Consider the following 13,059-nt stretch of genomic DNA (forward strand, 5'->3'; position numbering starts at 1 on the left):
GGGCTTTGGCTCCGCTTTTTTGTTGCCTGCGTTTGGAGCAGACGTATTCCACGCAAGAAAAAAGCCCGCCGGCATGGCCGACGGGCTGCAACTGTTTGGCTGGAGGGCCTTTTAGTTGAACTTGTACTTCGCGCCGAGGCGCACGGTCTGGAAAGACGGGGTGTCCTCGAGAATGCCGCCCGAGCCGAAGTCTTCCTTCTGATACTGCGAATAACGGTATTCCAAACCGACGGTCATATTGCTGGAAACGGCAGTTTCCAAGCCGCCACCGATCGAGAAGCCGCTTGAGCCCCAATCATAGATGTCAGCGCTACCACCACCGGGCGCTTCCGCATGCAGATCGAAGTGCTGCCAGCTGTAACCGCCGAGCACATAGGCCAGCGTTGATTCGTTGACCTTGGCACCGATTCGAGCGAGAGCATCGAAGCCGTAGTCGGCATCGCCCTTGATGGAAACGGGGCCGAGATCGAGCTTGGTCTGGATGCCGGAATAACGGGCATCCAACTGAACGCCAGCGACCCAGCTGCCGAAATCATGATCATAGCCGACGCTCGCCTCGCCGAACACGCCTTCGCCGCCAATGCCGTTGAGCTCGCCGCTAGCACCCAACCCAAGATTGAGGTTTAGATCATGCACCATCGTGCCGGCACCGAGCGCACCACCGGCATAGAAGCCGGTCCAATCGTAAGCCGGGGCGGCAAAGGACGTGCCGCCACCATTTTGCGCGCCGAAGCGATAGTTTGCCGCGATATGGAAGGTGTGGGTGGAAGGCTCGATATCGAGAGAGGCATCGCCAAGATCGAGTACCGACTTGTCACCGTAGTCCGCGTAGCGATATTCGGTCTTCAATGTCCAGTTGCCACGCAGCACGGTTTCCATGCCAACGCCGAGCACATAGCCGCTGCGGTTCTGCGAAAATTCCAAGCCGTCCGCGGCGCCCGATCCGTCAAGTTTGAAATGCTGCCAGGTGTACCCGCCGAGTACATAGCCCAGCGTATTCGGATTGAGCAGGTAACCGGCACGCAGGCCAACATCGAAGCCATAAGAGTTTGTCAGATCGACATCGCCGCCTGCAATGCTCAATGAGGGACCAATGTTGCTCAGATTTGCGTCAATGAAACCACCGAGCAGGAAACGCTCCGAAACCATGTAATCGTAGCCTGCCGTCAATTCACCAAAGACGCCATTTCCACCAAGGCCATTGAAGTCTAGGCTAGGTACGCTGAATTTGTGTACGCTGGCGCCAAAGCCGCCGCCGATGCCGACATAAGCACCGCTCCAGTTAAAGCCGGCAGCTTCTTCTACCGGCTGCACGACGTCTGCTGCGTGAGCAGCAGATATCAAAGCCACAGCAGAAACAGCACCAAGAAGAAAAGATTTCGCGGATGTGCGAATGAACATATGCCCGTACCCCATGAGTAAACCCAGAATGTCTCTAGCAGGGAACCGGCCGGCACGGGAATGACAAATATGCAACAATGATGAGCAAAGTGCCGTTGCGTCACATCTTTCGACGCCATGCTTTGCCTGAAAAACAGGCTCGCAAGAAAAAACCCGCCGGCATGGAACCGGCGGGCTGGATTGAAAGGAGCTGTTTTCGCGAAAATCAGGCGGCGAGTACCGCTTTCGGCTCGACCAGTTCGTAGCCGAGCGCCTCGGCAACTGCGCGGTTGGTGATCTTGCCCTTGTGGACATTGAGGCCGTTGCGCAGGTGATGATCGTCGACCAGCGCCTTCAGGCCCTTGTCGGCGAGCTGCAGGCCGTAGTGAAGCGTCGCGTTGTTGAGCGCGTGGGCCGACGTGACGGGCACGGCACCCGGCATGTTGGCGACGCAATAGTGGATGACGCCGTCGACCTCATAGGTCGGCTCGGCATGGGTGGTGGCGTGCGAGGTCTCGAAGCAGCCGCCCTGGTCGATGGCGACATCGACTAGCACCGAGCCTTTCTTCATGCCCGACAGCATTTCGCGCGAAACCAGTTTTGGCGCGGCGGCACCCGGGATCAGCACCGCGCCGACGACGATGTCGGCTGAAAAACACTCTTCTTCCAGCGCCTCGACAGTCGAGTAACGAGTGTGGACGCGGCCGGCAAAGAGATCGTCGAGCTGGCGCAGGCGCGGGATCGAGCGGTCGATGATGGTGACGTCGGCGCCAAGGCCCGCCGCCATCCTGGCCGCGTGCAGGCCGACGACGCCACCGCCGAGAACGGTGACCTTGCCGGGCAGCACGCCGGGCACGCCGCCCAGCAGCACGCCGCGGCCGCCATTGGCCTTCTGCAGCGCCGTGGCGCCGGCCTGGATCGACAGGCGTCCGGCAACTTCCGACATCGGCGCCAGCAGCGGCAGGCCGCCACGGTCGTCGGTCACGGTCTCGTAGGCGATTGCCGTTACGCCGGACGCAAGCAGGCCCTTGGTCTGCTCCGGATCCGGAGCAAGGTGGAGGTAGGTATACAGGATCTGGCCTTCGCGAAGCTGCGCCCATTCGCTGGGCTGCGGCTCCTTGACCTTGACGATCAAGTCCGACCTGGCGAACACCTCGGCGGCCGTCTTGGCAATCGTGGCGCCGGCGGCGCGATAGGCGTTGTCATCGGCGCCGATGCCGGCACCGGCCCCGGTCTCGACCAGCACTTCGTGGCCATGGGCGACATATTCGCGGACCGAGCCGGGGGTGAGGCCGACGCGGTATTCGTGGTTCTTGATTTCCTTGGGGCAGCCGACGCGCATTTTCTTCTCCTGATCCGGCCCTTTTGGGCTCGTTCCCTGTATGGCTGGAGTGAACCACGAATCGTTGCGCAGGTGTTTGCGAATGCGCTTGCGCCCACCGGCCGGTTTCGATAATCGTTGCGCGAAACAGCAAGATATTCGCAGGATTCACGAATAATGCCGCTCGACAGGATCGATATCGCCATTCTCGAGGCTTTGCAGAAGGATGGCAGGATACCCAATGCGGCGCTGGCCGAGAAGGTCGGCCTGTCGCAGTCGGCCTGTTCGCGCCGGCTGGACAATCTGGAGAAATCCGGAACCATTCGCGGCTACCACGCCCGGCTTTCCAATGCGGCACTTGGCCACCAGATGACGGCGATCGTGCACATATCGCTGTCGGGGCAGTTCGAGAAGACGCTGTCGGATTTCGAGGCGGCGATCAAGCGCTGCCCGAACGTGCTGTCCTGTCACCTGATGTCGGGCGAATACGACTACATCCTGCGGATCGCGGCGAAGGATCTCGTCGACTATGAGCGCATCCACAAGGAATGGCTGTCGGCGATGCCGCATGTGACCAAGATCAATTCGTCCTTTGCGCTACGCGAAATCGTCGACAGGACCGCCATGGGCATGAAGCCGGAAATGGCCTAGGCCTCCGTTACCACCCGATCCATCGGAATGTCGTGCGGCTGCGGGTAGATGGTCGCGATGCGCTGCAGCTCGTAGCCGACGCCGATGACCAGTGGCTTGAATGGCATCGCTGCCAGCGTACGGTCGAAGAAACCGCCGCCATAACCCAGGCGGTAGTTCAGGGGATCGATGCCGACGATCGGCGAGATGACGATGTCCGGCAGCACCGGATCGCCCTCGGCCGGGATCGGGATGTTCCAGACACCTTTCTCCAGCCGGTCGCCTGCTTTGTAGGCGCGGAAGATCAGCGGCTGCCCCTTCTCGATGACGATGGGCAGGGCGGTGCGGCCGCCGCGTTCGTTTATGGACGCCATCCAAGGCCGCAAATCCGGCTCGCCGCGAAACGGCCAGTAGAGACTGACCATGCGGCCGGCGATCTCGCCGATTACCGCGTCGAGGCCATCGGCGATGCGTTGCGACATTACCGTTCGCGCGTCGGCCGAAACAGCAAGACGCGCGGCGATCAGGCGTTCGCGCTCAGCCTTGCGCCAGCGTCTCACATCGGTCCAGTCGCTCGAAGGCGCACGGAATTCCGTATCGAGTTCGTGCATGAAACAGGGCGGCGAAGAATACTGCGCCGGAGCATCGTCGTCACGATCGTTGGCCATGCCTCACCTCATCGCGTGTTCGATGACGCTATACCTCGCGATACGATACAACATGTGCATTCACGACATGCAACGACGAGTCTCGGGCACTGGCCATCTGTTGTTGCATTGCACAAAAATACCTACATGCAGGACAGGCAATCTTGCTATCAAGGTGAACGAAATGAACGAAGCCAGGCATCATGTCGTCGTTGTCGGCGCGGGTTTCGGCGGCCTTGAGTTCACCCGTGCGCTTGCCGGCGCTCCCGTGCGCATCACTATGATCGACAAGCGCAACCATCACCTCTTCCAGCCGCTGCTCTACCAGGTGGCGACGACGGCGCTGGCCACCTCCGAGGTTGCCTGGCCGATCCGCCACCTCCTGCGCAACCGCAAGGATGTGACGACGCTGCTCGCCAATGTCACCGGTGTCGATCGCGCCGGCAAGCGCGTGCTGCTCGATGACGGCAGCGCGGTCGCCTACGACACGCTGCTGCTCGCCACCGGTGCCCGCCACGCCTATTTCGGCCATGACGAATGGGAGCCGTTCGCGCCTGGCCTGAAGACGCTGGAGGACGCCACCACCATTCGGCGGCGAATTCTCCTGGCCTTCGAACAGGCCGAGCGGGAGGCTGATCCCGCCAAGCGCCAGGCGCTGCTGACAATTGCGATTGTCGGTGGCGGGCCGACCGGCGTCGAGCTTGCCGGCACCATCGTCGAGTTGGCGCATGACACGCTGCGCGGCGAGTTCCGCAACATCGACACGCGGCAGACGCGCGTGGTGCTGATCGAGGCCGGCGACCGCATTCTGGCCAATTTCGCGCCGAAACTTTCCGACTATGCCAGCAAAGCGCTCGAGCGGCTCGGCGTGACGGTCGAGCTCGGCCGGGCCGTCACGCGCTGCGACGCAGAAGGTGTCGTGTTTGGCGATAAGCAACTGGCCGCCCGAACGATCCTGTGGGCAGCCGGCGTTGCCGCTTCGCCAGCCGCTGAATGGCTGGGAGCGAAGGCGGACCGCGCGGGCAGGGTGCTGGTCGAGCCCGATCTAAGTGTGCGTGGCAGCCCGGAGATCTTCGTCATCGGCGACGCCGCTCATGTGCTGCGGCCAGACGGGCGGCCGGTTCCCGGCGTGGCGCCTTCCGCCAAGCAGGAGGGCCGACACGTTGCGGCCACCATCAAGGCCAGGCTCGGCGGCGACACGACCGCGCGTCCTTTCCACTACATGCATGCCGGCGATCTGGCGACGATCGGCAAGCGCGCCGCCGCCATCGATTTCGGCTGGATCAAGCTCACCGGCTGGCTCGCCTGGTGGCTGTGGGGAGTGGCCCACATCTATTTCCTGATCGGCTTTCGCAACCGGCTTGCTGTTTCGCTGAGCTGGCTATGGATCTACGCGACGGGGCAACGCAGCGCGCGGCTGATCACCCAGGGCGACGACGACAAGGGCTGATTTCCTCACCGGCACCGTTCATCCGCACGTCATCTGTTGCTGGTCGACTGACCTTCCGATGCACGCAACTTCTTGAATGGACTTGAGCCGATTTCGGCGCGAAGTTCGCTTCGGGGCAGGGCGTGTCACGTTGTCGATGAGGAGAAAACATGTCGCAACTGCTCCATCCCGTCTCCCGCCGCGATTTCCTCGCTGGCACCGCAGCTACAGGGGCGCTGATCGTGCTTCATCCCTTCTCCGCTCGCGCACAGGCCAACCAGGCGCATCTCCGGATCATGGAGACCACCGACATCCATGTGAACGTGCTGCCTTACGATTATTACGCCGACAAAGCGAACGACACGCTGGGCTTGTCGCGCACGGCCTCCCTGATCGACGCCGTGCGCAAGGAAGCGGTGAATTCGATGCTGATCGACAATGGCGACCTGCTGCAGGGCAATCCGATGGGCGACTACATCGCCTATGAGAAGGGCCTGAAGGACGGCGACCTGCATCCGATCATGAAGGGTATGAACCTGCTCGGCTACGAGTGCTCGACGCTGGGCAACCACGAGTTCAACTATGGCCTGTCGTTCCTGGACAAGGTGCTGGCCGGCGCCAATTTTCCCTTCGTCTGCGCCAACCTGATCCGCGGCACGGAGCTTGCCGCGAACCCGCGCGACGACAAGCTCTATCTCAAGCCCTATGTCATCCTCGACAAGAAGATCAAGGACGGTTCGGGCGCCGAGCAGCCGATCAGGATCGGCATCATCGGCTTCGTGCCGCCGCAGATCATGGTCTGGGATCTCAAGAACCTCGAAGGCAACGTCAAGACGCGCGACATCGTCGAGGCGGCCAAGGCCTGGGTGCCGCAGATGAAGGAGGCGGGCGCCGACATCGTCATTGCGCTGTCGCATTCCGGCATCGACGTGAAGCACGGCGACATGATGGAGAACGCCTCGTTCTTCGTCGCCGGCGTCGCCGGCATCGACGCGGTGTTCACCGGGCACCAGCATCTGGTGTTCCCCGGCAAGAAGGATTTCCAGTCGCTCGATGGTGTCGACACGCAAAAAGGGCACGCTGCAGGGCAAACCCGCCGTCATGGGCGGCTTCTGGGGCTCGCATATGGGGCTGATCGACCTGATGCTGGAACGCGACGGGTCGAAATGGAAGGTCGTTTCCGCCACCTCCGAGGCGCGGCCGATCTTCGAACGCGTCGACAATAAGAACAAACCGACTGTCCCGGACGACAAGCGGATCATCGCGGCCCTTGAGCAGGACCACCAGGCAACACTGGCCTATGTGCGCCGCCCCGTTGGCAAGACCTCCGCGCCGCTCTATTCCTATTTCGCGCTGGTCGCCGACGATCCGTCGGTGCAGGTCGTCAGCCAGGCGCAGACCTGGTACCTCAGGGATATTCTGACGAACACGCAATGGAAGGATGTGCCGCTGCTGTCGGCGGCCGCTCCGTTCAAGGCCGGCGGGCGCAACGGCGCCGACTACTATACCGACGTGCCCGCCGGCGATATCGCCATCAAGAACGTCGCCGACCTCTATCTCTATCCCAACACCGTGCGTGCGGTCGAAATCACCGGTGCGCAGGTCAAGGAATGGCTGGAAATGTCGGCCGGGATCTTCAACCGGATCGAGCCGGGAAAGGCCGACCAGGCCCTCATCAACACCGATTTTCCGTCCTACAATTTCGATGTCATCGACGGCGTCACTTATAAAATAGACCTGTCGCAGCCGCCGAAATACGATGCCAAGGGCGGGCTGGCTAACGCTGGCGTCAATCGCATCGTCGACCTGAGTTTCGATGGAAAACCGATTGACCCCAAACAGAAATTCGTCGTCGCGACCAACAACTACCGCGCCGGCGGCGGCGGCAATTTCCCCGACATCAACGCCTCGAAGATCATTTACGAAGCGCCGGACACCAATCGCGACGTCATCGTTCGCTACATCGTCAGCGAAGGTACAATCAACCCCTCCGCGGACGACAACTGGTCGTTCGCGCCGCTGCCTGGAACCAGCGCCGTGTTCGAAACCGGCGCCAAGGAAGGATTTCATTGCGCAGCTGAAATCGCTGAAGATCGAGCCGGCAGGCGAGGGCGAGGCAGGTTTCGCGAAATACCGCATCCTGCTTTGAAGGTGGTTCGGGTCGGCTCGAGTCCCGGCCTTATGGCGTGGATTGAGCCGGCTGGGTGAAACGTTCCTTGATGTCAGGCATGACGAGATCCAGCGCATCGGTGGAAATGCCGCCGGAATAACCGTTCGGCAGCTGCTTGATCAGTTCGGGATCGTCCAGCCCTTGCGAAAAGTCGCCGCCGGTGTACGGGCCGAGCAGATAGACGCGGCTGTCGACGCCTTGCATGCGATCGAGAAACCGGTTCGGCCAACCCCACATCCATTTCGCGATGTTGACGGGAATGAGCAAGGTACCTTTTCGGCAGGCATCTGGAACATAGCCGCTCCAGCCAAGCGCGGCATAGCGCAGAATGCATTGCGTCAGCGACGCGCGGCTCAGCGTATGCATGTCCGGCAGTGCTGCCTTGACTGCGGCAATCGGCTTGTCGCCGCCATAGACCGAGAGATAGAAGCGCTCGTTCGGCGATAGCATGGCAAGCCGTGCGGCCAGCTTTTCGCCTTCGCCCGGATCGTTGCTCTTGACGTTGATGTTGAAGCGGCGGGCCGGGAAGTGCGCCAGAACCTCATCCAGCGACGGCATCATGCCGATACCCTTGCCGCGAAACGGAAAGGTCTTGCCGCCATCCGCCGTATAGCCATAGCCGACATCGAGGGTCTTCAACTCGGCCATGGAATGGTTGCGTGTTTCTCCCTTGCCTTCCGTGCGGCAATCCAGCGTCCAGTCGTGGAAGACGGCGAAATTGCCGTCTGTCGTCGGGTGAACATCCAGTTCGAGCGCGTCAGCGTCCAGCGCGAAGGCTGCTTCCATCGAGGGGATCGTGTTTTCGAGGTAGGCATGGCGCGGCGGCAACATGCGACTGGCCGTGCACGTCTCACCCGTCATGCCTTCCCGTGCGTAGTCCTGGGCAAGGCCGCGATGGGCAAGCACTTCCGGCTTGCCGGCGGGGCGGCTCGACAACAGCGAGGTGTTGTTGAGCCAGATGCCCGCCGCGGCGACAACGATGATGCCGAAGAAGATCGTCCGTTTGCGCATCAAGTGATTTCCGATTCGTCCGTCCTGCGCGGCATCCTGCTTTGCGATCGGACTTTTTGACGGCGACCGGGCGGCGATATCGAGATCATCCTCGATATCGCCTGGTCGGCGGCAATGAAATCGAAGAACGTGTCGACTACGCCTTGTAGACCACCTGGCGGACGTCGATGTAGCTGGCGCGGAATCCGGCCTCGCAATAGTGCAGGTAGAACTCCCAGAGCTTCTTGAAGCGGTCGTCGAAGCCGAGCGGGACGATCTTCTCCCATGACGCCCAGAACCGGTGGCGCCATTCGGCAAGCGTGCGCGCATAGTCATCCGGAAACACGCGCTCGCGCAGATGGGCAAGGCCATGATCCTTGCCCAGTGTCTTCAGGATCGACGGTGTCGGCAGCATGCCACCCGGGAAAACATAGCGCTGGATGAAATCCGGCCTTGCGCGATATGTGTCGTAGGCGGCTTCGTTGATGGTGATGATCTGCAGGCCGGCGGTGCCGCCGGGTCTCAGGCAAGCCTTCATCTTGCCGAAAAACACCGGCCAGTATTTCTCGCCGACCGCCTCGAACATCTCGATCGAGGCGATGCGGTCATAGGTGCCGGTTTCGTCGCGATAGTCCTGCAGCTTGATGTCGACCTTGTCGGCAAGGCCAGCCTTGGCGATGCGAGCCGTTGCAAAATCGTGCTGCTCGCGGCTGATCGTCAACCCGGTGACGCGGCAGCCGATCTCGCGCGCGGCGAATTCGGCGAAGCCGCCCCAGCCGCAGCCGATTTCCAGCACACGGTCCTTCGGGCCGATCCCTGTGTCTTTCGCCAGCGCGCGATATTTGGCGGCCTGGGCGCTTTCCAGGTCGTTGGCGCCGGTCGTGTAGAGCGCCGAGGAATAGGTCATGCTCGGATCGAGCCATTGCTTGTAAAAGGCGTTGCCGAGGTCGTAATGCGCCGAGATATTGCGCTTCGAACCGGTGCGGGTGTTCTGGTTGAACCAGTGGCGGATGCGCTGGACGGTGTTGATCAGCCAACTGGTGCCGCCCGCGATACGCTCGCCAATGACCGAATTGACCACGAATAGCTCCAGGAAGCTGGTCACATCAGGGCTTTCCCAATCGCCGTCCATGTAGGATTCGGCTACGCCGATCGTGCCGCCGGAAAAGGCGCGGCCGGGCAAGCGCCAATTCTTCAGCACCAGTTCGGCATCTGGGCCAGGTCCCTTGCCGCCGACGAGGACGGCGCGGCCGTCCGGCAGCCTCACCTTGAGTGAACCGCGCGGCAGGTTCATCGCCGCCGACAGCACCATGCGCGCTTTCGCCGGCAGACCTTTGACGATCTCGGCGAAATTGAACTCATCGAGCCTGACCGCGTCGCTCAATGCTGCGCCAAATAGTTCCTTTTGTGCCATCTCGTGCCCCCTGGATTTCCGCGGTGTCGGGGCAGATTGCCGAGCCACGGTTCTCTTGGATCATTCGCCAGCTTCGAACGCCGTTGCCGGTCCCGGGCGCTGACCGGCTCAGTGACGGGCGGGCTCGAATGAAACACGCGCTCTTTTACCAGAGCTTTAGCGCTTCCCAGTGAATCCCTGCGGCGATCTTCCACGTCATGCGGCGAAACTTCAAGAGGCAGGCCGCAAGCGGGGCTGTGCCACGCGGAATGCTTGCGCCAGCGAGAATCCGCTTTTTTGCACAGCAAAGGCCGAGCGCGCAAAAAACGCCTATGGTCGCAGAATTGCTCGTGCGATAGATCTAGCCATGCGTTATGTAATCGTCATTGCCGCCATCGCGTTTTTCCTGATCTGGGATGGCATGTACAATCAGGGCCGCTATCTCGACACAACAGTGAGAGAGCTTAGCCATGTTGTGCGATATGTTACCGGCAGAGCTTAACTCCAGTGGCGGCAGCCGCGACATCCTAGTCGATTGACGCCAACGTCCTGCCGTCACAAAAGACCCCAGCATTTTGATCGAGGAGGCGGGGTTGATCCGGCATATCGTTTTCTTCAGCGCGCGGCGAAAAGAGGATGTCGAGGCGGTGCGCACCGGCTTGCTGGCGCTCGGCAACATTCCTCATTCCAGCCTGTTCGAGGTCACGCTCAACACCAAGGTGGATCCGCTGTCGGACGAGGTCGACGTGGTCGTCTATGCGGAGTTCGCCGATGACGCCGCGCTGGCCGCCTACAAGGCGCACCCGCTCTATGCGCAGACCACCAGCAAGGTCAAACCGATGCGCGAACTGCGCTATTCCGCCGATGTCGTTGCCGGAAGCTGATCGAGGCTTTGTCCCAACTGGTGCCTTTTTCGACGTCCGGTGAACTGGCGGGGGCGAAATGGCCGGGATTGCGATCAAGTCTTGAACCGATTTGCGGAATGATGCACATCGCGGCTGCATGACCCGAACCATCACTGGCACTCATCCGCTCGATCACCTGGTGCTGCCAACGCAGAGCCTTGAGGTGGCGCGAGCCCGGCTCGCCGCGCTTGGCTTCGTCGTGGCCCCGACCGGCATCCATCCCTTCGGAACGGAAAACTGCTGTGTTTTCCTGGCCGACGGCACGTATCTCGAACCGCTGGCGGTCGGCGACGAGCAGGTGGCGGCAAAGGCTATCGCGGACGGCAATGTCTTCGTCACGCGTGATCGCGCCTATCGCGACAGCAACGGCGACGAGGGGTTTTCCGCCATTGTTCTAGGTACGGGCAATGCCGATGCCGACCATGCACGCTATGTCGATGCCGGCATCTCGGCGGGAGACATGCTGGGTTTTTCGCGCGCTTTCACCGACCCAGCCGGCAAGAGCGACATCGCATCGTTCAAGCTCGCTTTCGCGGCCGGAGCCGAAGCCACGGACGCCTTCCTGTTTGCCTGCGAGCGGGTCAACGCGCCTGATGTCGACCGCGCGGCTTTGCAGGCCCACGCCAACGGCGCGACCGGAATTGTCGAGATCTTGGCGGTCAGCGATGCGCCTGGAAAGCAGCATGAGTTGATTTCTGTCACGGTGGACAATCCGGCCGCCGAAAGGCAGGGCGGCATGTTTTCCCTGCCGAATGCAGATTTGAGCGTGCTTGACCGCGCGGCTTTCACCGCGCGCTTTGGCCTGCCGGCCGGCGCGCCGACAGATCTACGCTTCGCAGCGGTGGTCTTTTCGGTTCGGAACGCCGATGTGACATCGAGGCTGCTTGCGGCCAATTCTATCCAACACGATATAGCGGGCAATGATATTGTCGTGCAGCCTGCACCCGGACAGGGCGCGGCTTTCATCTTCCGGGAGACCAAATGAACAAGCCCGTCGCGCCCAATTCAGCGGTAATTGTCGGCAATGTCGTCTTCGACAACAAGGCGGCTCTGTCGCTGATCGCCGGCCCGTGCCAGTTCGAGTCGCGTCAGCACGCTTTCGACATGGCCGGCGCGCTGAAGGAACTGACCGGCAGGCTCGGAATAGGCCTCGTCTACAAGACCAGCTACGACAAGGCCAACCGCACCTCGCTGTCGGCGACGCGCGGCGCCGGCATGGACGCGGCACTTCCCGTCTTCGACGAACTGCGCAAGGAATTTTCGCTCCCGGTGCTGACCGATGTCCACACCGAGGAGCAGTGCGCCATCGTGGCGCCGCATGTCGATGTCCTGCAGATTCCGGCTTTCCTGTCGCGCCAGACCGACATGCTGGTCGCCGCGGCGAAAACCGGCAAGGTCATCAACGTGAAGAAGGGACAGTTCCTTGCCCCCTGGGACATGAAGAACGTCGTCGCCAAGATCACCGGATCCGGCAATGCCAATGTGCTGACCACCGAGCGCGGTGCTTCTTTCGGCTACAACACGCTGGTCTCCGACATGCGCGCTTTGCCTGTCATGGCAGAGATCGGCGCGCCGGTGATCTTCGATGCGACCCATTCGGTGCAGCAGCCGGGCGGGCAGGGCGGTTCCTCGGGCGGTGAACGTCGTTTTGTCGAGACGCTGGCGCGCGCGGCCGTCGCTGTCGGCGTTGCCGGCGTCTTCATCGAGACCCATCAGGATCCTGACAACTCGACCTCTTCCGACGGCCCCAACATGCTGCCGTTGAAGGACATGCCCGCCCTACTCGAGCGGCTGATGGCATTCGACCGCATCGCCAAGGGTCTCTAGGCCGGAGATATCCTCTGTCGACCGCCGATGCTTGTGGACGGCGCAAGCCGCCTGTACGCTCGACCGGCAAATGAGCGTTTTGGCAGGAGGAAGCCATGTCTGTCGCCCGCGTCACCGAAATCACATCGTCGTCGAAGAAGAGCTTTCAGGACGCCATCGAACAGGGAATTGCGCGCGCATCCAAAACGCTGAAGAACGTCGAGGGCGCCTGGATCCAGGACCAGAAGATCGTCGTCCAGGACGGCAAGATTGTTGCTTATCGCGTCAACATGAAGGTTACCTTCATCCTCGCGGAGTGATCGGTCGACGCCGAAAAAGTCGGGAACCTTCGCCCGCGCCCCTCATTGTCCAATTATGGTTCGAAACC

11 protein-coding genes and 1 pseudogene are annotated in these 13,059 nt (G+C 61.5%); 7 read left to right on the forward strand and 5 right to left on the reverse strand.

Features of this window, described 5'->3' with window-relative positions; translation table 11 throughout:
- Positions 1 to 111: 111 nt before the first annotated feature.
- Both A9K65_RS19775 and ald read right to left on the reverse strand, forming a co-directional pair.
- The gene (locus tag A9K65_RS19775) at positions 112 to 1,401 is read right to left on the reverse strand and encodes an outer membrane beta-barrel protein (protein WP_064994172.1); all 1,290 of its coding nucleotides are present in this window, start codon (positions 1,399 to 1,401) and stop codon (positions 112 to 114) included.
- 205 nt (positions 1,402 to 1,606) lie between these two features.
- The gene (ald, locus tag A9K65_RS19780; RefSeq protein ID WP_064994171.1) at positions 1,607 to 2,722 is read right to left on the reverse strand and encodes an alanine dehydrogenase; all 1,116 of its coding nucleotides are present in this window, start codon (positions 2,720 to 2,722) and stop codon (positions 1,607 to 1,609) included.
- Between the two features lie 156 nt (positions 2,723 to 2,878).
- Between ald and A9K65_RS19785 the strand changes: the two genes are divergently transcribed.
- Positions 2,879 to 3,352 (forward strand): Lrp/AsnC family transcriptional regulator, encoded by a 474-nt coding sequence (locus tag A9K65_RS19785; RefSeq protein ID WP_013531467.1) that lies wholly within the window; start codon positions 2,879 to 2,881, stop codon positions 3,350 to 3,352.
- Here the strand turns inward: A9K65_RS19785 and A9K65_RS19790 are convergent.
- Positions 3,349 to 3,999 (reverse strand): 5-formyltetrahydrofolate cyclo-ligase, encoded by a 651-nt coding sequence (locus tag A9K65_RS19790; RefSeq protein WP_084015898.1) that lies wholly within the window; start codon positions 3,997 to 3,999, stop codon positions 3,349 to 3,351. The genes A9K65_RS19785 and A9K65_RS19790 overlap by 4 nt on opposite strands.
- A 163-nt stretch (positions 4,000 to 4,162) precedes the next feature.
- Here A9K65_RS19790 and A9K65_RS19795 point away from each other — a divergent pair, with 163 nt between their 5' ends.
- Entirely contained in the window at positions 4,163 to 5,428 is a 1,266-nt protein-coding gene (locus A9K65_RS19795) for an NAD(P)/FAD-dependent oxidoreductase (RefSeq protein WP_064994170.1), read from the forward strand.
- 149 nt (positions 5,429 to 5,577) lie between these two features.
- Positions 5,578 to 7,556: pseudogene (locus A9K65_RS19800) on the forward strand (bifunctional 2',3'-cyclic-nucleotide 2'-phosphodiesterase/3'-nucleotidase).
- A gap of 30 nt (positions 7,557 to 7,586) precedes the next feature.
- Here A9K65_RS19800 and A9K65_RS19805 read toward each other — a convergent pair.
- Together A9K65_RS19805 and A9K65_RS19810 are read right to left on the reverse strand one after the other, a co-directional pair.
- Entirely contained in the window at positions 7,587 to 8,588 is a 1,002-nt protein-coding gene (locus A9K65_RS19805; protein WP_027163378.1) for a glycerophosphodiester phosphodiesterase family protein, read from the reverse strand.
- A gap of 136 nt (positions 8,589 to 8,724) precedes the next feature.
- Entirely contained in the window at positions 8,725 to 9,981 is a 1,257-nt protein-coding gene (locus tag A9K65_RS19810; protein ID WP_064994169.1) for a cyclopropane-fatty-acyl-phospholipid synthase family protein, read from the reverse strand.
- A gap of 572 nt (positions 9,982 to 10,553) precedes the next feature.
- Here A9K65_RS19810 and A9K65_RS19815 point away from each other — a divergent pair.
- From A9K65_RS19815 to A9K65_RS19830, 4 genes are all read left to right on the forward strand, one after another.
- Positions 10,554 to 10,844: a Dabb family protein gene (locus tag A9K65_RS19815; protein WP_013531473.1), complete on the forward strand. Its 291-nt coding sequence runs from the start codon at positions 10,554 to 10,556 to the stop codon at positions 10,842 to 10,844.
- Between the two features lie 118 nt (positions 10,845 to 10,962).
- The gene (locus A9K65_RS19820) at positions 10,963 to 11,850 is read left to right on the forward strand and encodes a VOC family protein (protein ID WP_024505093.1); all 888 of its coding nucleotides are present in this window, start codon (positions 10,963 to 10,965) and stop codon (positions 11,848 to 11,850) included.
- Positions 11,847 to 12,692 carry a 3-deoxy-8-phosphooctulonate synthase gene (gene kdsA / locus A9K65_RS19825; protein WP_013531475.1) on the forward strand — a complete coding sequence of 282 codons (846 nt, stop codon included), beginning with the start codon at positions 11,847 to 11,849 and terminating at the stop codon, positions 12,690 to 12,692. Before A9K65_RS19820 ends, kdsA begins: the two co-directional genes overlap by 4 nt.
- Before the next feature lie 95 nt (positions 12,693 to 12,787).
- Positions 12,788 to 12,991: a dodecin family protein gene (locus A9K65_RS19830; protein ID WP_013531476.1), complete on the forward strand. Its 204-nt coding sequence runs from the start codon at positions 12,788 to 12,790 to the stop codon at positions 12,989 to 12,991.
- The last annotated feature ends 68 nt before the right edge of the window (positions 12,992 to 13,059 follow it).

This window comes from Mesorhizobium sp. WSM1497 (assembly GCF_001672455.2).
In the GTDB taxonomy this organism is placed as follows: domain Bacteria; phylum Pseudomonadota; class Alphaproteobacteria; order Rhizobiales; family Rhizobiaceae; genus Mesorhizobium; species Mesorhizobium ciceri.

Coding starts and splice junctions, on each gene's coding strand:
- A9K65_RS19775 (WP_064994172.1), bottom strand. CDS start 1,401: ATGTTCATTCGCACATCCGCGAAATCTTTTCTTCTTGGTGCTGTTTCT.
- ald (WP_064994171.1), bottom strand. CDS start 2,722: ATGCGCGTCGGCTGCCCCAAGGAAATCAAGAACCACGAATACCGCGTC.
- A9K65_RS19785 (WP_013531467.1), top strand. CDS start 2,879: ATGCCGCTCGACAGGATCGATATCGCCATTCTCGAGGCTTTGCAGAAG.
- A9K65_RS19790 (WP_084015898.1), bottom strand. CDS start 3,999: ATGGCCAACGATCGTGACGACGATGCTCCGGCGCAGTATTCTTCGCCG.
- A9K65_RS19795 (WP_064994170.1), top strand. CDS start 4,163: ATGAACGAAGCCAGGCATCATGTCGTCGTTGTCGGCGCGGGTTTCGGC.
- A9K65_RS19805 (WP_027163378.1), bottom strand. CDS start 8,588: ATGCGCAAACGGACGATCTTCTTCGGCATCATCGTTGTCGCCGCGGCG.
- A9K65_RS19810 (WP_064994169.1), bottom strand. CDS start 9,981: ATGGCACAAAAGGAACTATTTGGCGCAGCATTGAGCGACGCGGTCAGG.
- A9K65_RS19820 (WP_024505093.1), top strand. CDS start 10,963: ATGACCCGAACCATCACTGGCACTCATCCGCTCGATCACCTGGTGCTG.
- kdsA (WP_013531475.1), top strand. CDS start 11,847: ATGAACAAGCCCGTCGCGCCCAATTCAGCGGTAATTGTCGGCAATGTC.
- A9K65_RS19830 (WP_013531476.1), top strand. CDS start 12,788: ATGTCTGTCGCCCGCGTCACCGAAATCACATCGTCGTCGAAGAAGAGC.